This window comes from Clostridium sp. KLE 1755, from assembly GCF_000466465.2.
Classification (GTDB): Bacteria; Bacillota; Clostridia; order Lachnospirales; family Lachnospiraceae; genus Eisenbergiella; species Eisenbergiella porci.
On record NZ_KE992696.1, the window covers coordinates 1 to 16,791 of the forward strand.

At 50.9% G+C, this 16,791-nt stretch carries 18 protein-coding genes, 1 tRNA gene and 1 pseudogene; 14 read left to right on the forward strand and 6 right to left on the reverse strand.

The window, feature by feature from the left end:
- Positions 1-97: 97 nt before the first annotated feature.
- From HMPREF1548_RS11200 to HMPREF1548_RS11225, 6 genes are all read left to right on the forward strand, one after another.
- Entirely contained in the window at positions 98-1,471 is a 1,374-nt protein-coding gene (locus HMPREF1548_RS11200) for an MATE family efflux transporter (protein WP_021636207.1), read from the forward strand.
- Positions 1,472-1,508: 37 nt separating this feature from the next.
- Positions 1,509-2,327: a sensor histidine kinase gene (locus HMPREF1548_RS11205; protein WP_021636208.1), complete on the forward strand. Its 819-nt coding sequence runs from the start codon at positions 1,509-1,511 to the stop codon at positions 2,325-2,327.
- Between the two features lie 198 nt (positions 2,328-2,525).
- Positions 2,526-3,005: an NfeD family protein gene (locus HMPREF1548_RS11210; protein WP_025487865.1), complete on the forward strand. Its 480-nt coding sequence runs from the start codon at positions 2,526-2,528 to the stop codon at positions 3,003-3,005.
- A gap of 233 nt (positions 3,006-3,238) precedes the next feature.
- The gene (floA, locus tag HMPREF1548_RS11215; protein ID WP_021636211.1) at positions 3,239-4,216 is read left to right on the forward strand and encodes a flotillin-like protein FloA; all 978 of its coding nucleotides are present in this window, start codon (positions 3,239-3,241) and stop codon (positions 4,214-4,216) included.
- Between the two features lies 1 nt (position 4,217).
- A complete protein-coding gene (locus tag HMPREF1548_RS11220; RefSeq protein ID WP_035321850.1) occupies positions 4,218-4,607 on the forward strand; it encodes a hypothetical protein in 390 nt (129 codons plus the stop codon).
- Entirely contained in the window at positions 4,576-5,316 is a 741-nt protein-coding gene (locus HMPREF1548_RS11225; RefSeq protein ID WP_025487863.1) for a LytR/AlgR family response regulator transcription factor, read from the forward strand. Before HMPREF1548_RS11220 ends, HMPREF1548_RS11225 begins: the two co-directional genes overlap by 32 nt.
- A 78-nt stretch (positions 5,317-5,394) precedes the next feature.
- Here the strand turns inward: HMPREF1548_RS11225 and HMPREF1548_RS11230 are convergent, their stop codons facing one another.
- The 5 genes from HMPREF1548_RS11230 to HMPREF1548_RS11250 all read right to left on the reverse strand — a co-directional run bounded on the left by HMPREF1548_RS11230 (position 5,395) and on the right by HMPREF1548_RS11250 (position 10,228).
- Positions 5,395-6,213, reverse strand: coding sequence for an HAD-IIA family hydrolase (locus HMPREF1548_RS11230; protein WP_021636214.1), 819 nt, complete (start codon positions 6,211-6,213; stop codon positions 5,395-5,397).
- 99 nt (positions 6,214-6,312) lie between these two features.
- Positions 6,313-6,672 carry a DUF1667 domain-containing protein gene (locus HMPREF1548_RS11235; RefSeq protein ID WP_021636215.1) on the reverse strand — a complete coding sequence of 120 codons (360 nt, stop codon included), beginning with the start codon at positions 6,670-6,672 and terminating at the stop codon, positions 6,313-6,315.
- A complete protein-coding gene (locus HMPREF1548_RS11240; RefSeq protein WP_021636216.1) occupies positions 6,659-7,978 on the reverse strand; it encodes an NAD(P)/FAD-dependent oxidoreductase in 1,320 nt (439 codons plus the stop codon). The genes HMPREF1548_RS11235 and HMPREF1548_RS11240 overlap by 14 nt, the downstream gene beginning before the upstream one ends.
- 68 nt (positions 7,979-8,046) lie before the next feature.
- Positions 8,047-9,483 (reverse strand): NAD(P)/FAD-dependent oxidoreductase, encoded by a 1,437-nt coding sequence (locus tag HMPREF1548_RS11245; protein ID WP_035321863.1) that lies wholly within the window; start codon positions 9,481-9,483, stop codon positions 8,047-8,049.
- A gap of 178 nt (positions 9,484-9,661) precedes the next feature.
- Positions 9,662-10,228 carry a glycerol-3-phosphate responsive antiterminator gene (locus HMPREF1548_RS11250; protein ID WP_035321864.1) on the reverse strand — a complete coding sequence of 189 codons (567 nt, stop codon included), beginning with the start codon at positions 10,226-10,228 and terminating at the stop codon, positions 9,662-9,664.
- A gap of 523 nt (positions 10,229-10,751) precedes the next feature.
- On the opposite strand from HMPREF1548_RS11250, the gene HMPREF1548_RS11255 reads away from it, so the two are divergent.
- The gene (locus HMPREF1548_RS11255) at positions 10,752-11,576 is read left to right on the forward strand and encodes a MerR family transcriptional regulator (RefSeq protein ID WP_021636220.1); all 825 of its coding nucleotides are present in this window, start codon (positions 10,752-10,754) and stop codon (positions 11,574-11,576) included.
- Positions 11,566-12,222: a GyrI-like domain-containing protein gene (locus HMPREF1548_RS11260; protein ID WP_021636221.1), complete on the forward strand. Its 657-nt coding sequence runs from the start codon at positions 11,566-11,568 to the stop codon at positions 12,220-12,222. The genes HMPREF1548_RS11255 and HMPREF1548_RS11260 overlap by 11 nt, the downstream gene beginning before the upstream one ends.
- A gap of 175 nt (positions 12,223-12,397) precedes the next feature.
- On the opposite strand, the gene HMPREF1548_RS11265 is transcribed toward HMPREF1548_RS11260, so the two are convergent.
- Positions 12,398-12,470, reverse strand: a tRNA-Lys gene (locus HMPREF1548_RS11265).
- 326 nt (positions 12,471-12,796) lie between these two features.
- Here HMPREF1548_RS11265 and HMPREF1548_RS11270 point away from each other — a divergent pair.
- The 6 genes and pseudogenes from HMPREF1548_RS11270 to HMPREF1548_RS11295 form a co-directional block, all read left to right on the forward strand.
- Positions 12,797-13,564, forward strand: a complete 768-nt coding sequence (locus tag HMPREF1548_RS11270; protein WP_035321855.1) for a TatD family hydrolase — start codon at positions 12,797-12,799, stop codon at positions 13,562-13,564.
- Between the two features lie 81 nt (positions 13,565-13,645).
- Entirely contained in the window at positions 13,646-14,512 is an 867-nt protein-coding gene (gene rsmA / locus HMPREF1548_RS11275) for a 16S rRNA (adenine(1518)-N(6)/adenine(1519)-N(6))-dimethyltransferase RsmA (RefSeq protein ID WP_021636223.1), read from the forward strand.
- Positions 14,513-14,532: 20 nt separating this feature from the next.
- Positions 14,533-15,015, forward strand: coding sequence for a GNAT family N-acetyltransferase (locus HMPREF1548_RS11280; protein ID WP_021636224.1), 483 nt, complete (start codon positions 14,533-14,535; stop codon positions 15,013-15,015).
- 53 nt (positions 15,016-15,068) lie between these two features.
- Positions 15,069-15,722, forward strand: a complete 654-nt coding sequence (locus HMPREF1548_RS11285) for an HAD family hydrolase (RefSeq protein ID WP_021636225.1) — start codon at positions 15,069-15,071, stop codon at positions 15,720-15,722.
- Positions 15,719-16,234: a hypothetical protein gene (locus HMPREF1548_RS11290; protein ID WP_157065668.1), complete on the forward strand. Its 516-nt coding sequence runs from the start codon at positions 15,719-15,721 to the stop codon at positions 16,232-16,234. Before HMPREF1548_RS11285 ends, HMPREF1548_RS11290 begins: the two co-directional genes overlap by 4 nt.
- A gap of 100 nt (positions 16,235-16,334) precedes the next feature.
- Positions 16,335-16,791: pseudogene (locus HMPREF1548_RS11295) on the forward strand (ZIP family metal transporter); the annotation flags it as partial.

Below are 16,791 nucleotides of genomic sequence, written 5' to 3' on the forward strand. Positions count from 1 at the left end.
AAACACCCCCCGCCCCCGCACCACTTTTTTCTCTCCACCACCCCACTTCGTGTTATACTTATATGCAGAAAAGAATTTTTGCTTCAGGAGGATATGTATGAGTGCAGGTGTAAATGAGTCGCGGATGGGAACGGAACGGATTGGCAGGCTTATGGTGAGTATGGCGGTTCCGTCTATTATTGCGCAGATAATCAATATTCTTTATAATATCGTGGATCGGATTTACATAGGACACATTCCCGGTGTGGGTGCTGCGGCGCTTACGGGGGTGGGTATCACTTTTCCTATTATTACGCTGATTTCGGCTTTTTCCGCCTTTGTTGGTATGGGGGGAGCGCCGCTGGCGGCTATCTGGATGGGAAAGGGGGACAGGAAGCATGCGGAAAAAATACTGGGGAGCGGAGCCTGTCTTCTGGTTATTTTTACAATTGTTTTGATGGCTGTTTTCTATCTGTTTCAGAAGCCGTTCCTTTATATGTTCGGCGCGTCTGACGCCACTATCGGGTATTCTCTGGATTATATGTCCATTTATCTTCTTGGCACACTGTTTGTAGAGCTGGCGTTGGGGCTGAATCCTTTTATCATATCCCAGGGGCGCTCCCGGATTGCCATGATTTCTATTGTTATCGGGGCGGTGGTCAATATTGCCCTGGATCCGTTGTTTATTTTTGTTTTCGGCTGGGGCGTAAAGGGCGCGGCGATTGCCACGGTGCTTTCCCAGGCGGTCAGCGCCGCCTGGAATGTGAACTTTCTTATGGGGAAAAAATCCTTCCTGCGTCTGTCTTTTTGTAATATCAGGCCGGATTTCCGGATTATGGGACAGATTTGCTCTCTGGGAATTTCACCTTTTATCATGCGTGCCACGGAGAGCCTGATCAGTATCGTGCTTAACAGGGGGCTGCAGATGTATGGAGGGGATTTGTATGTGGGTTCCCTCACCATCATGCAGAGTGTCCTTCAGCTGTTTTCGGCGCCTCTTACCGGCTTCACCCAGGGTGTGCAGCCCATTATCAGCTACAATTACGGCGCGGGTAAGTTCGATCGGGTAAAAAAACTGTACCGCAGCATGATTGCGGTCAGCTTCACCATATCCTTTGTGGCTAATATGACGGCCATGTGCTTTCCGGCTCTTTATGCCTCTCTTTTTACCAATGATGAGGAGCTGATCGGCCTGGTAAGCCGGGTGATGCCCATATTTCTTTTCGGGATGCTGTTTTTCGGGCTGCAGAACGGGATCCAGCCCACCTTCCTGGCACTTGGACAGGCCAAAATATCCCTGTTTATCGCCATGTTCCGGAAGGTGATCCTGCTGGTGCCGCTGGCCCTGGTTTTGCCCCGGTTTTTCGGCGTTATGGGAATTTATTATGCGGAGCCTGTATCCGACATTATTTCCGCAGCCACCGCTTGTATCCTTTTTGCACTGAATATAAAGAAGATTCTGTCAAAGGAATATCTGGCCAGAATCCACTGATTTTTGTAAAATCCAAACAGACAGGAGCCGGAAGGTTATGAATATTAAGAAAACGGTAAAAGCGCTTTTAATCATCAACGGCCTGCAGTTTATCGCCGCCATTTTGCTCTGGCTTGTCATAGGCACCCATGTGCTGGGCAGGGTGAACCCGGCAGTTTACCTGACCATAGGAATCCTGCTGTTAAGCAGCCTGCTTACCCTGCTCGGTCTGTATGCGGCCAGCCGTTACCAGGACGACAGCTATCGGGAAAGCATGAAAAATCTGGAGAATCTCAATCTGAAGCTGCGCGCCCAGCGGCACGATTATCTGAACCATCTGCAGGTGATTTACGGCCTGCTCCAGCTGGGAGAGTATGAGGATGCCAGGGAGTATATGGAGCCGGTATTCAGGGATATCAGCAGGGTGACTAAGGCCATGAAAACCTCCCAGCCCGCTGTCAATGCCCTTCTTCAGGCGAAAATGGAGTCCGCAGAAAAGAACGGGATCGATATGGTGGTGGAGGTGGGCACTCCTCTCAAGGAAATCCCCCTGGAGCCATGGGAGCTGTGTAAAATCCTTGCAAACCTCATCGATAATGCGATTACTGCGCTGGGAGAAAGGGAGAAGGACAGAAAGCTGACCGTGGAAATCCGTCAGGAAAAGGAGATGTATATTTTCCGCATATGCAACAATGGGCCGGCCATCCCTGCGGACAGGCAGCCGCTCATTTTCCACCAGGGCTTTTCCACGAAAAGAGAGGAAGGGCACGGCACCGGCCTCACCATTGTTTCGGAAATCGTAAAGGATATCAGGGGCACCATCAGCCTGACCTCTGATGAAAAGGAGACCTGCTTTGAGGTGCGGCTCCCCCGGTAGCCGCCGGGTCGTCCGGGACGGCAGGGTAAACGCAATTGGATTGATTTTTATGACATTACAGCTTTGATTATGTATAAGTTGCGGATTATGGCTTTTTTTTAACTAAATGCAGTTTATAATCAGATTCATAAAGCTGGTACATGAGCTTACAGTTAAGGCAGACGAAAAAGACGTGTACCGGGAAAGGAGGATACAGGAATGGATACATTGATGATAGTGGGAATTATCCTGTTTATTGCGGGATTTATCCTCATCGCTGTTGAAATGGTGGTTCCGGGTTTCGGGGCGCCGGGAATCAGCGGCATAGCCTGTCTGGTAATCGGACTTTTCCTGACGGCGGATACCATTGAGGAGGGCGCGTTCATCACAGTCATAGTGCTGGCGCTGCTGGCCATCATGATGGCCATTATCCTGTGGATGCTGTCAAAGGGGAAGATACACTCGCCCATCATCCTGGAGGAAGAGCAGAAGAAGGATGAAGGCTATATCAGCTCCGTGGACCTGGATTACCTGCTGGGTAAAAAAGGGATTGCGGAAACGGATCTGAGGCCTACCGGCGTGGGTAACTTTGAAGGTGTCAATTTTGATGTAATTTCCGAAGGGAAATATATATCAAAGGGCGCTTCCCTGGAAATCATAAAAGTAAACGGCTCCAAACTGATCGTAAAACAACAGTAACTGTGAAGGCAGTGAACGGCTGCATAAAAATAGGCAGGAGATATTATAATGAGCAATACAATTGTTATAACATTAGTCGGCGTACTTGGCCTTCTTCTGGTTCTGTTTTTTATGAAGACCATGCCTGTTCCATGGATCTGAACTCTTAGAAGCAACGGTTTCGGAGGAATCGCAGAACAACTGTAACTGAAGGAACTAAAAACTAAAAACAACCATAGTCAGGGGGTATCATAATGAGTAATATAGTAGTTATCACATTAATTGGCATTCTTGGCCTGCTTATCGTTTTATTTTTCATCTTTGTTCCCATAGGCCTGTGGATTTCTTCACTGGCTGCTAACGTAAAAATCAGCATTTTCAACCTTATCGGTATGAAGCTGCGGCGTGTGGTTCCGTCCCGTATCGTGCTTCCTCTGATTAAGGCCAGAAAGGCAGGTATGAATCTGGGAGTAAACCAGCTGGAAGCCCATTATCTGGCAGGCGGCAACGTGGACAATGTGGTTAATGCATTGATTGCATCGGAAAGGGCGGGCATAGAGCTTCCTTTTGAAAAGGCGGCGGCTATCGACCTGGCAGGCCGTGACGTCCTGGAAGCTGTAAAAATGAGCGTAAATCCCAAGGTCATCGAAACCACCAATGTATCGGCTGTGGCAAAGGATGGTATTGAACTTCTTGTAAAAGCAAGAGTAACCGTAAGAGCGGATCTGGAACGCCTGGTGGGCGGCGCCGGCGAAGCGACAATTCTGGCAAGAATCGGTGAAGGCATCGTAACTACCGTTGGTTCCGCACAGTCCCATAAGGAAGTGCTGGAGAACCCGGATGACATTTCAAAACGTGTCCTGAGCAAGGGACTGGATTCCGGAACGGCTTTTGAAATCCTTTCCATAGATATTGCGGATATCGACGTGGGAAGAAACATCGGCGCCCAGCTGCAGTCCCTGCAGGCGGAGGCAGACAAGAATATCGCCCAGGCCAAGGCGGAGGAAAGACGTGCCATGGCTGTTGCGAAGGAACAGGAAATGCGCGCTTACGTGGTGGAAGCGGAAGCCGAGGTGCCCAAGGCGCTTGCTTATGCCCTGCGTGAAGGCAAAATGGGAGTTATGGACTATTATGAGCTTCAGAATCTGAAGGCGGATACCGATATGCGTTCCTCCATTTCAGGAGCGGGCAGCATTGACGTGGATCTGACCGGTGACGGAAGGAATGATTAATATGACCTTTAAAGGACTGACGAAAGAGCTTTCAAGGACATTAATATCGGAAAAAATGCAGCTGCAGGGCTATTTGGGTGCACAGCTCCCTTTTGCAGGCAGTACGTTCAAAAAAAAGAAGAAAACGGCAAAGATTGCCGCCCCGGAGTCCTTTCCCAAATGGGAGGAAGAGGCAGATATGGACGAGGTGCCGGAAGCGTTGATGCAGCAGGTATCCCCGTCAGCCGGCCGGGCGGCGCAAAGGCCGCATCAGCAAGAAACTTCCCGTATGCCGGAAGGCCGGGCGGCGCTGAGGCAGGCGGTCGTTTTTAGTGAAATTATCGGGGAACCGGTGTGCAGGAAAAGAAAAAGGAAAGCTTATGGCAATCAAAGTAATATTGGTCGAAGATGAAAGCGGCATACGGATGCTGCTGAAAAAAATCATAGAAAAGAAGGAAGAATTCCAGGTGGTGGGCGAATGCGATAATCTGGCGGATGCGGTGAGCCTCTTTGCCAGGCTGAAGCCGGAGGTTGTTTTCCTTGATATTGAAATCAACGGGGCAAGCGGTATAGACTGTGCCAAGATTATTGCCGACATGGAGCCTAAAACGAAAATCGTATTCGCCACGGCTCATTCAGAGTATATGTCCGAGGCCTTTGAGGTATATGCCTTTGATTACCTCATAAAGCCCTTCGATATTGAGAGAGTGGAACGCACGCTGGATCGGATTCTTTCCCTGCAGGAGCCGGAGCCTCTGGATCATCTGGATAAAATAGTACGCTACGAAAGAGGCCTGGACCGCCTGTTGGTAAAGGGCAGGGAAAGCATGAGCTTTGTGGATATCCAGGATATCATCCTGGTGCAGCGGGAAAATAACAGCACCGTTATCTACACAAAGCAGGATTCCTTCACCACGTCGGCCGGTCTGGGAGATATCGAAGCGAAGCTGGATCCGGATGTGTTCTTAAGAAGCCACAAATCCTACATTATTAACGTTTCCAAAATCAAAAAAATAGAACCCTACGGCCGCTGGACCTATATTGTGGCCTTCAAGGATATTGATAAGGATGCGCTGATTACGGCGGATAAATATGAGGAAATCAAGAAACGTTTTTCCTGATAGCAAGAAGAACGAAACAGATCAAACAGGTCTGCGCATTTATTGCGCAGACCTGTTTGATCTGTTACAGAAGGAAACTTACCGGAGCTTCTCCCAGATTTCCTTTACATCACGGAACAGGAAATCCGGCTTGATATCCCCTTCCTCTATATCCGACAGGGTGGCTTCGCCGGAGAGCACACAGACAGCGTCCACACCAGCATTTTTACCGGTGGCGATATCCGTATACAGACGGTCGCCCACGATGACGGCCTCTTCCGGCAGGCAGCCGGTATTTTTCAGCACACAGTCCACCATGATGGGCTCTGGCTTGCCGATAAAGAATGGTTCCTTCCCTGTGGCGTTTTTCAGCATAATGCTCATGGAGCCGCAGTCCGGAATAAAACCGAAGCTTACCGGACACACCAGATCCGGATTGGTAGCCAGATACACCACATCACGGCCCAGCATGATGCAGGTATTACGGATTTTTTCGGAGGTGTTTTCCGTATCAAAACCGATGAGGACAATGGAGGCGTTCTCATCCGGCTCCGTTACCACCGTAAGACCGCTTTCCCGCAGCTCCGTTACCAGGGAACGGGTCCCCATGCAGTATACGGTCTGCCCGGGATAATTTTCACGGATGTACATGGCGGTGGCCTGGCTGGAGGTATAGAAGTCCTCAAAGCCCGCCTGTATGCCCATGCGGGTCACTTTTTCCACATAATCGTTTACGGACTTGGAGGAATTGTTGGTAATGAAAATATAACGGCCTCCGTGATCCTTAATCTGCTGCAGAAAATCGAGCGTGCCGTCGAAGATCTCATTTTCGTTGTAAATTGTGCCGTCCATGTCCAGCAGCCATAGTTTTTTCCGCTTTAATATATCTGCACAGCGGCCGTAGAAATCTGTTATCATGTGTGAACCTTCCTTTAATCAGAGTATGGCAGCATTTCGGCTGCCTGTTTGTATATTTGGCATTAACTGCGGGGAAACAATACAGTCATACCTAATATATCAAAGCACGTCCTTGGTGGCAATGATATTTACTCCGGTCCCGGCGGCATTTTCCAAAATCACATCCCCGATATGGACAGGGGCCTTCACCTTTACATCCTTAAGCGCCCTGACACAATCGGCAATTTTTCCTTTGGGGATGTCGGAAGCTGTTTTTACGGAAACAACAGGCAGCCGTCCACCCTCCACGCGAACGGTGGTGGTGACGATACGGGTGGGATTGGTGCATTCCTTTCTTGCATAGGCCTCGCCTCTGGGGCAGGTATTGCCTGTTACCCGGGTGACCTCCCCGTTTTCAAGGGTTACGGTAAGTGCGCAGCCTAAAGGGCAGTTAATACAGATGAGTTCACGCGTTTCCATTCGCTTCACCCCTTTCTACCTGGATGGTGATGGTTTCCGGTGCCTGGACGGACAGGAGATCGGATTTTTTTATAATTACCTGCTCCATTTCACCGGGAGCCAGCTTGTTTTTCTTCAGTCTGGCGATCTGCCTGTCATTTACATATACGCCGATATAACAGTTTTTATAAACATCGCCCACGCGGAAGCGGACGGTGAGGGTATCCTCCATATGGGAAGGGCGGATTTCCTGCGGAACCGTATAGCGGACGCCGTTTCTGGCCAGCAGGGATACCGGTCTGCCGTCATTGGCAGCCGTTTGTCCGCCGCGTATGTACTGCGCCGCATATTTTCCGGCTTTTTCCGCTTCCTCCGAAACATAGTCAACCAGATCATGTACATGGAGCACATTGCCGCAGGCAAAGACGCCGGGAGTGCTTGTTTCCAGGCTCTCATTGACGCTGGGGCCGGAGGTGACGGGAGCCATAGCCACGCCCAGCTTCCCGGACAGCTCATTTTCAGGAATCAGTCCCACGGAGAGCAGGAGGGTGTCGCAGGGAATGTATTCCTCCGTGCCGGGGACAGGCTTTCTGTTCTCATCCACCTTCGCCAGCGTTACGCCGCGCACCCGTTCCCTGCCGTCGATATCAACGACAGTGGTACTGAGTTTTAAAGGAATGCCGAAGTCGTCCAGACACTGCACGATATTTCTCTGCAAGCCGCCGGAATAGGGCATAAGCTCCGCGACTACCTTAACTTTAGCGCCCTCCAGCGTCATGCGCCGCGCCATGATCAGACCGATATCTCCGGAACCCAGGATGACGATTTCCTTTCCGGGCATAAAGCCTTCCATATTCACCAGCCGCTGTGCGGTCCCTGCGGAATAAATGCCGGCGGGGCGGTAGCCGGGAATATTCAGCGCGCCTCTGGGACGTTCCCTGCAGCCCATGGCCAGGATGACTGCGGTGGCGGTGAGCCTCATCAGGCCATCCTCACGGTTCATTGCCGTCACCGTTTTTTCGGAGCCCTCCCCCGAAGCAGTGATATCAAGCACCATGGTATGCAGCTTATAAGGAATTTCCAGCTCCTTCACCTGGGAAATGAAGCGGGCGGCATACTCAGGGCCTGTCAGCTCCTCATGGAAGGTATGCAGACCAAAACCATTGTGAATGCACTGGTTCAGGATACCCCCCAGCTCATTATCCCGTTCCAGGATAAGTATTTTATCAATCCCGTTTTTCCGGGCGGAAACCGCCGCAGCCAGGCCGGCCGGGCCGCCTCCGATTATAATCAAATCATATTCAGCCATATTAATACCTTTCTGCATGGATACATGCATTGTCGCTTATTGTCAGCAGTCCGGACAACAGAACTGTCACGCTCTTTATACAGGGGTTACAGATTTTCCTTGGTGGAGCCGGTGAGCAGATAGGAATCTTTGCCGGATTTTGTCAGCTCCAGGGATGAAACCTGCAGTTCCCTGGTAAGTATCTCCATTACCCTGGGAGAGCAGAAGCCCGACTGACAGCGTCCCATGCCCGCGCGGGTACGGCGTTTGACGCCATCCAGGGAACGCGCTCCCAAAGGCCTTTTGATAGCGTTGATAATTTCTCCCTCCGTGACCATTTCACAGCGGCAGATGACATTCCCGTAGGCAGGATCCCTGGCCACAAGCCGGGCGATTTCCTCGGGTGTGCTTTCCGCCACGCAGGGAATATCCTTCCGGCTGGAATGGAAATTCACCTTCTTTTTGGCTTCCAGCTTTTCCGCAATCTGCTCCGCCAGGAAGCAGCCGATGGCCGGCGCGCTGGAAAGGCCGGGGGAATCAATGCCTGCCGCGTTGAAAAAGCCTTCCGCGTCCTCCGCTTCCCCGAGAACAAAATCCCCGTCATCCTCGGTGGCGCGCAGTCCGGCAAAAGAAGTAATAGCCATGTTAAGCGGTATCTTTTCCGCGCTCAGCCGCGCTTTTTCCATTACCTGGGCAAGGCCTTCCGCGGTGGTGTTCACCGCTTCCTTGTCGGTAATGTCTTCCGCGGTAGGCCCGGTAAGCAGGTTGCCATGCACGGTAGGCGTGATGAGGATTCCCTTGCCCAGCTTTGTGGGCTGCTGGAAAATCGTATGGGAAACAAAATTTCCCGCCTTTTTATCCAGAAGGATATACTCCCCTTTCCTGGGAGTGATATGAAGCTTCCTTCCGCTCACCATATTGTTGAACCGATCCGCATAAACGCCTGCGGCATTCACAATGCAGCGTGTTTCATAAATTCCTGCGGAGGTGGTAATGCGATAACCGTCCGCTGTTTTTTCAATGTTCTCTGCTTCCGTATTAAAATGGAACTCCACGCCGTTCTCAAAGGCATTTTCCGCAAAAGCGATTGTCATCTTAAAGGGACAGACAATCCCGCCTGTGGGGGCATCCAGCACGGCTGTCACCTCAGGCGACAGATTCGGCTCCAGCTCATGTATTTCCTCTCCGGAAACGATACGCACATCGGGAACGCCGTTGGCTTCGGCGCGCTCCCTGAGTACCTCAAGCCCGGGCAGATCCTTTTCATCAAAACAGAGAACCAGGGAGCCATTTCTTTTAAATGGAAAATCCAGTTCTTTGGAGAGCGCATCCATCATGCGGTTTCCTGCCACGTTCATTCTGGCCTTCAGCGTGCCGGGAACCGCATCATACCCCGCATGGATAATGGCGCTGTTGGCCTTGGAGGTACCGCAGCACACATCCTCCTCCCGCTCCAGGACAGCCAGCTTCAGCTGGTAACGTGACAGCTCCCTGGCAATGGCGCAGCCTGTAACACCCGCGCCTATTACGATTACATCATACATATTTTCCTCCATTCTGCCGCCTGCGCGGCCCCTCGGCTGCAAAACCATAAGAAAAAGACAGCCCAAAAACACATACCCACAGGGTATGCCTTTTTTGCTGTCTCCTTTTCTCCTGCAAATACAATATTCAGTTCCGCAAATCTTTTTTGTAAGTGTTCAGTACCCTCACAGTTGCTTATTACATAAACCAGACCTTCCGGTTGGTGGTGGATATGGAAATCGCCCCCGCATTCAGCGCCGCCATAATATCCTCCCGATCCGTGATCAGGCCGCCGGCAATGACCGGGATTCTTCCTTCCGCACAGATGCGCCGTATCACCTTGGGCATCAGGCCGGGAAGCACTTCAATAAAATCAGGATGTACCGATTCGGATTGTCTCCGGATGTTTTCGAAGGCCATGGAATCAATGGCGAAGAAACGCATGACGGTGAACATCCCCAGCTCCTTTGCCTGTCGTATCAGCGCCGGTTTTGTGGATATGATACCGTCAGCGGCGGTGGTGCTGTGGATAAAGCTCACCGCAATTTCCTTTCCGGAAAGCCCTGAAATCAAATCCAGGTGGACAATCACTGTTTTACCGGCATCCTTCAGCCGCCCCACGATTCCGGAAATACTGCAGATATCCCCATACAGGACAAATACAATCCGGATTTCGGAGTCAAGGCAGGCCCGCAGCCCCTCTTCGTCTTTTACGGCGGCGATTACGGGACAATCCTCAAACTGTTCCATCAATAGCTTATTCATGCATATACCTCTGAAGTCCATGTAAAATATCCCTCGGCCGCCTCAGTCCTGAAGGCTGCTGGCTGACGGCCTTTACGGCAGTACAGCATGAAAAGGCGCCTGCCCCGCTGCCTGTGGGAATAAAAAAAGACAAACGAAAACAGGCTCTTTGTAAAAGCCCATTGTTTTGTCTCCTGTCTCTGAATTCATTTTAGCACAGCAGAGTGGCAAACGCAAGAAAATAGTCTGAATTATTGACACTATCACACGCAATTAGTGTTACTGTTCACTCCGTGACCAGTAACTGCATAAATCCATTAAAAATCGCCTGCGGCGATGGGATTTATGCACTCTTGAATCACTTTCTTACGTACTGTGCAGTAAATGCACAGTACTGAGTGAACAGTAACCAATTAATTTCTGCTTACATCCCGCAATTAAGAAAGACTTGACTTTTCCCTGCGGGGGAGGGTGTATATTATGTATATCGGAAGCTGTTCGGAAGGCGGGGGCCTTCTGGGGAAAAGCGGAGAGGAGGAAAAATATGTATCGTATCGGTGAATTTTCCAGGATTACAAGCCTGACGGTAAAAGCGCTGCGCTATTATGATGAAGAAGGAATCCTCAGCCCCTCGGAGCGGGATAAGAACGGATATCGTCTGTATAATGAAACGGATTACGAGAAGGCAAGACAGATCGTTTTGCTTCGGGAGCTGGATTTTTCTATTATGGAGATTAAGGATGTGCTTTCCGCCTGTGTGGGAGAAGAGGATCTGGCTTTCTTTCTCAAAGAAAAGCAGGCGCAGGTCCGACAGCGTATCTCTAAGGAAAAGGCATTGTTAAAAAAGCTGGAGGAAGCCCTTCCCTCAGGAACGGAAGCCTCCGCTGTGAACCGCAGCTATACGCTGGAGCGTAAAACGGCGGAAGAGCTTCTTGTTATTTCCATCCGTTTCAGGGGAAAATATCCGGAGGTGGGCAAATACACCGGCAGACTGTTTAAGGCGGCAGGAAGCAAGGCCTGCGGAGCGCCTTTCAGTCTGTATTATGATGAAGAATACAGGGAGGAAGCGGATATTGAGCTTTGCCTTCCTGTAAGCAGCCGGATAGCGGTCCCGGAGATTACCTGCAGGAGACTGCCTGGAATCACGGCGCTGTGTACGATGCATGAGGGCAGCTATGAGGAGCTTGGCGCGGCCTATAAGGCGCTGCTGGACGGCGCCGCGGAGAGAAAGCTAATACCGCAAGGCCCCTCACGCGAGATATACCTGAAAGGTCCTGGCGCCATTTTCCGGGGAAACCCGGCGCACTACAGGACAGAACTGATGCTGCCGGTGGCGGAAGAACCGGGAAAGGATAATTATGTCGGATAAATATGATTTCAAAAAAGAATACAGACAGCTGTACCAGACGAAGACGGATCCGGTGGTGATACAGGTTCCTCCCAGAAAATATCTGTGTGTGGACGGCTTCGGGGATCCGAATACCAGCCGGGAATATCAGGATGCGGTTGCGCTCCTGTATGGTATCACTTATACAATAAAAATGAGCAGGACAGAAGCGCCTGCACAGGGCTATTTTGACTATGTGGCGCCTCCGCTGGAGGGCTTCTGGGATATTGATGGGAAAGGCTTTGACGGACACCGGATTACGGATAAGGAACGCTTTGCATGGACATCCTTTATGGCGGTGCCCGATTATGTTACCCCCCAGGTGCTGAAATGGGCTGCGGAAAAGCTGCGTACCAAAAAGCCGGGGTTAAATCCGTCGGCAGTGCGCCTTGAGACTTTTGAGGAAGGACTGTGTGTGCAGTGCATGCATGTGGGAACCTATGACAGTGAACCGGAAACCATCCGGCGGATGAATGAGTTCCTGGAGCAGGAAGGCTATGAAACGGACATCACTCCACAGAGGAGGCACCACGAGATTTACCTGGGGGATCCGAGGAAACAGGCGCCGGAAAAAAGAAAAACCATAATCCGCCACCCCATAAAACGCAAAGCAGTACCTGTGGAATAACTGAACAATTGCCGCCAAAACATCAAAAAAACGGCCCGGAAGGCCTGACACTCTGTCACGGCTTCCCGGGCCGGCATTGTTTCCGCCCTGATGCGAATTGCCTGCATTGCTTTTAAACACAAAAAAAAGCACCAACCCCGAAGCTCTTAAGTCTTCAAAATCGGTACTTTCAAAGTGCGCCTTCAGGGGCTCGAACCCTGGACACCCTGATTAAGAGTCAGGTGCTCTACCAACTGAGCTAAAGGCGCTTATTTCTTTGTTTTATCTTCCGCAGTGCAGGATTTATTATATTATATAAATTTCATTTTTGCAATACCTTTTTTAAAAAAAATTAAGAAATTTTTTCACCTGCTTTAAGAATACTATAAAGTATGTTATTATTGTAACCATTCAGGCAGGTTTGCGAATTCACTGCGCAAACCGTGAGAAAACGTGGTGGCAGCAGGCATCCGCCCCTCGCCGAAGGCGACTTATCATGGGCGGATGCAGTAACAGTTCGGCCGAAAGCTGAACTGTTACTTATTATTCCGGAGAATTGAAAGAAATAATGATAGAAACGATAAGAGGTGCTATAATGATTTTTGACAGTCATGCACACTATGATGATGAAGCCTTTGATGCGGACAGGGAGGCGCTCCTTGACAGCTTTCCCGCAAATGGCATCGGCTGTGTGGTAAATGCCGGCGCAAGCTTTGCTTCAAATAAAAAAACAATGGAGCTGATTTCCCGGTATCCGTTTCTGTATGCAGCGGTGGGAATCCATCCCGAACATGCGGATGCCCTGGATGATAAAGGCCTGGAATGGCTCCGGGAACAGTTTTCCAATCCCAAGGTGGTGGCGGTGGGAGAGATCGGCCTTGACTACTACTGGGATGAGCCGGACCGTGAAATTCAGAAGAAAGCCTTTATCAGCCAGCTGGCTCTTGCCCGGGAGGTAAAGCGTCCCGTGGTAATTCATTCCAGGGACGCCTGTCTGGATACCCTGGATATTATGAGGGAAGAATACGGAAAAGGAGAACCTGCGGTTATTCACTGTTTTTCTTATTCCAGGGAGGCGGCCAGAGACTTCCTGAATCTGGGATGCATGATCGGAATCGGCGGCGTGGTAACCTTTAAAAATGCCAGGAAGGTTAAAGAAGCGGTGGAGTACATCCCCATAGACAGGATCCTTCTGGAAACGGACTGCCCGTATTTAGCGCCGGAGCCGAACCGGGGAAAAAGAAATTCTTCCCTGAACCTTCCTTATGTTGCAAAGCAGATAGCGCAGCTGAAGGGCATGACGGCGGAAGAGGTGGTGGAAATCACGGATTTAAACGCCAGGAAATTTTATGGAATCAATTAAAAAACGCAGCAGGCCTTATACCGGCCCATTATCTGCGGCAGTGATACAGGCTTCATCAGCATATGGTACGGAGGAGATTTTATGCCCAAAATAGGTACGCCCGGCAGAACAGTTGAGGTACTTCAGAAATATCAGTTTAACTTTCAGAAAAAATATGGCCAGAACTTCCTGATAGAACCCCAGGTGCTGGAAACAATCGTGGACGCGGCACACATACAGGCGGATGACTGTGTGCTGGAAATAGGGCCCGGTATCGGAACCATGACCCAGTATCTGGCGGAACAGGCCAGGGAAGTCGTGGCGGTGGAGATAGATAAGGCCCTGATCCCCATCCTGCAGGATACCCTTTCCGAGTATCCCAATGTTACCATAATCAATGAGGATATTCTCAAGGTAGATCTGGAAAAACTGGTAAAAGAGAAAAATGACGGCCGCCCTGTAAAGGTAGTGGCAAACCTTCCCTATTATATAACCACCCCCATCATCATGCAGCTGTTTGAAAGCCATGTGCCGCTTCACAGCATAACCATCATGGTGCAGACCGAGGTGGCCCAGCGGATGCAGGTGGGGCCGGGAACAAAAGACTACGGAGCGCTTTCCCTGGCGGTCCAGTATTATTCCCGCCCGGAAATTATCACCCATGTGCCTCCTACCTGCTTTATCCCCAGACCTAACGTGGGAAGCACCGTAATCCGGCTGACCAGGTATGAAAAGCCTCCGGTTGAGGCTGCGGACGAAAGCTTTTTATTCAGCCTGATCCGGGCGTCCTTTAACCAACGCAGAAAGACGCTGGTAAACGGCCTGAGCAATGCATCCGGCCTGAATCTGTCCAAAGCACAGATTACGGAGGCGCTGGAGCAGATGGGACTGCCCGCCAATGTACGTGGCGAAACCTTCACACTGGAGCAGTTCGCCCGCCTGTCTGAGCTTTTGTACCGGAAAAAATAGAAGAAAAAAGGAGAGGGAATATGGCTGATTATCTGGTGAATTTGTATGATATGGATCCGTCCTGGTCTCCGGAAAAGCTGGAGGAGGCAGGAATCACCATCCGCCGTGTCCTCAGCCCGGATAAAGGAAAGGTAATGGAGTTCGTCCGTAAATATTACGAGGGCGGCTGGGAAAGTGAATGTGAACACGCCTTTTCCCACGATCCCATCACCTGCTATATCGCGGTGCAGAAAGGGGAAATCATCGGCTTTTCCTGCTTTGATGCCACGGCAAAAGGCTATTTCGGCCCAATCGGCATCAGACCGGATGAAAAAGGGCACGGCACCGGCCAGGCTCTCCTGCGCGCAGCGCTGCTTGGCATGCGGGAGGCGGGCTATGGCTACGCGGTCATCGGCTGGGCGGAGCACGCGGAAGGCTTTTACCGCAAAAGCCTGAAAAAAGTCTTTGAGATACCTGATTCCCAGGCGGAAAATACCATTTACCGTACGCTGACGATATTTTAACGCCAGAAGGATCCGCAGAGGAAAGCTTAATAAACCAACAGTATGGAGAAAATATGATTGAAGCAATCTGTTTTGATATGGACGGCATACTATTCGACACGGAAAGACTGAGCGTGGAAAGCTGGATTGCAGTTGCCGAAAAATTAGGACTGGGAAACATTGAAAAAGGAGTATACGGCTGCATCGGACTGAACCGTACGGACTGCCGCATTTTCCTGAAGGAGGTTTACGGAGAGGACTTCCCCTATGATTATTTCAGGGAACAGACCTCCGCCCTTTTCCAGGAAAGAGTGGAAAAAGAAGGACTTCCTGTGATGAAGGGAGCCGGGGAGCTCCTGACCTGGCTGCAGGAAAAAGGCGTAAAGATCGCCCTGGCCTCCTCCACCGGACGGGAAAAGGTGCTCAGCCATCTGCGCAGAGCGGATTTTACGGACTTTTTCCAGGTGGTAATCGGCGGGGATATGGTGGAGCACAGCAAGCCTCTTCCTGATATTTATTTGAAGGCATGCGAGCTGCTGGGGGTGAAGCCGGAGAACGCCATTGCCATAGAGGACTCGCCCAACGGCATCCGTTCCGCAGCGGCAGCAGGCATGCTTCCTGTCATGGTGCCTGATATGGTGGAACCTACGCCCGAAATAGAAGAATTGCTCTATCACAAATGCGACAGTCTTTTTGCTGTCAGGGATTTTCTGGAGGATATGCTGTGATGCTGACTCAGGTGCAAAAGCTGCAGTTGAAAAATGCGGTGCAGCGGGTGCTTCATGTGCCCGGAAATTATCGCGGCGGCCCGATAGAAATGGCGGTGGTGGCCGATTACTCCGCAGACGGGGAAGCTTTGGCCGAATGCGGCAAGGAAATTGTGGCCGTACTCAAGTCCATGGGGGATACCTTCCGTAATGTACGTCTGAACCTGGTCAGATGGAAAGCGGATGACGACATTAATCATGAAATATCCGCCCTTGCCTATTTGCAGACAGGAAGCGCCTTTCAGGATTATGAACCTTTTGCTTCCCGGAAAAGGCTGGAGCTGCTCTGCGGACAGCTGAAAATGTTTCAGGCCCGTTCCCGGCTGCTGCTTCTTATCACAGAAGGGGATTTGATTATAGAGGATCAGGCCCTGCTGCGGGAGAACCTGAATCCCTTCCTGTACAGAAAGCTAATATTGATAACTCCGGAAGGGATAAAGCAGGGAAGCAGCCTTCTGCAGAATAATGAATAAAAGGGCAGCTATTCAGTCAGGTCAGTGCCCTTGCTGCCGGGGCCTGCGCTTTACGCTGACACGGTTACTCTGACACAGCTACTGAAAAAGGAGGTAATTTATGAGTCAGGCATTGATTTGGGCGGCCGGCGGTACCGGCTTTACGTTCCTGATGACAACGCTGGGCGCCGCTATGGTATTTCTGTTCCGCGGCGAGATCAATATGAAAATACAGAGGGTCTTTCTGGGATTTGCGGCGGGAGTCATGATTGCGGCGTCCGTATGGTCCCTGCTGATCCCTGCGATTAATGAGGCGGAAAAGGCAGGAGGCATCGGATGGATTCCGGCAGCGGGCGGTTTTGTGCTGGGCATTCTCTTTCTGCTCCTGATGGATCAGCTGCTTCCCCATCTGCATGCCGGTTCTTCGGAACCGGAGGGAATGACTTCTTCCTGGAAGCGTACCACGCTTCTTGTCATGGCCGTCACCCTGCACAATATCCCTGAGGGAATGGCGGTAGGCCTTGCATTCGCCATGGCGGCGCAGAACATGGGGATGGAGGCGGGAGCCGCCGCCGCAT

Bases quoted from the DNA above. Each gene is read 5' to 3' on its own strand.
- rsmA (WP_021636223.1), top strand. From the start codon at position 13,646: ATGCCCAAAATAGGTACGCCCGGCAGAACAGTTGAGGTACTTCAGAAA.
- HMPREF1548_RS11230 (WP_021636214.1), bottom strand. From the start codon at position 6,213: ATGATAACAGATTTCTACGGCCGCTGTGCAGATATATTAAAGCGGAAA.
- HMPREF1548_RS11270 (WP_035321855.1), top strand. From the start codon at position 12,797: ATGATTTTTGACAGTCATGCACACTATGATGATGAAGCCTTTGATGCG.
- HMPREF1548_RS11280 (WP_021636224.1), top strand. From the start codon at position 14,533: ATGGCTGATTATCTGGTGAATTTGTATGATATGGATCCGTCCTGGTCT.
- floA (WP_021636211.1), top strand. From the start codon at position 3,239: ATGAGTAATATAGTAGTTATCACATTAATTGGCATTCTTGGCCTGCTT.
- HMPREF1548_RS11260 (WP_021636221.1), top strand. From the start codon at position 11,566: ATGTCGGATAAATATGATTTCAAAAAAGAATACAGACAGCTGTACCAG.
- HMPREF1548_RS11220 (WP_035321850.1), top strand. From the start codon at position 4,218: ATGACCTTTAAAGGACTGACGAAAGAGCTTTCAAGGACATTAATATCG.
- HMPREF1548_RS11205 (WP_021636208.1), top strand. From the start codon at position 1,509: ATGAATATTAAGAAAACGGTAAAAGCGCTTTTAATCATCAACGGCCTG.
- HMPREF1548_RS11255 (WP_021636220.1), top strand. From the start codon at position 10,752: ATGTATCGTATCGGTGAATTTTCCAGGATTACAAGCCTGACGGTAAAA.
- HMPREF1548_RS11200 (WP_021636207.1), top strand. From the start codon at position 98: ATGAGTGCAGGTGTAAATGAGTCGCGGATGGGAACGGAACGGATTGGC.
- HMPREF1548_RS11250 (WP_035321864.1), bottom strand. From the start codon at position 10,228: ATGAATAAGCTATTGATGGAACAGTTTGAGGATTGTCCCGTAATCGCC.
- HMPREF1548_RS11235 (WP_021636215.1), bottom strand. From the start codon at position 6,672: ATGGAAACGCGTGAACTCATCTGTATTAACTGCCCTTTAGGCTGCGCA.
- HMPREF1548_RS11285 (WP_021636225.1), top strand. From the start codon at position 15,069: ATGATTGAAGCAATCTGTTTTGATATGGACGGCATACTATTCGACACG.
- HMPREF1548_RS11225 (WP_025487863.1), top strand. From the start codon at position 4,576: ATGGCAATCAAAGTAATATTGGTCGAAGATGAAAGCGGCATACGGATG.
- HMPREF1548_RS11245 (WP_035321863.1), bottom strand. From the start codon at position 9,483: ATGTATGATGTAATCGTAATAGGCGCGGGTGTTACAGGCTGCGCCATT.
- HMPREF1548_RS11240 (WP_021636216.1), bottom strand. From the start codon at position 7,978: ATGCAGAAAGGTATTAATATGGCTGAATATGATTTGATTATAATCGGA.
- HMPREF1548_RS11210 (WP_025487865.1), top strand. From the start codon at position 2,526: ATGGATACATTGATGATAGTGGGAATTATCCTGTTTATTGCGGGATTT.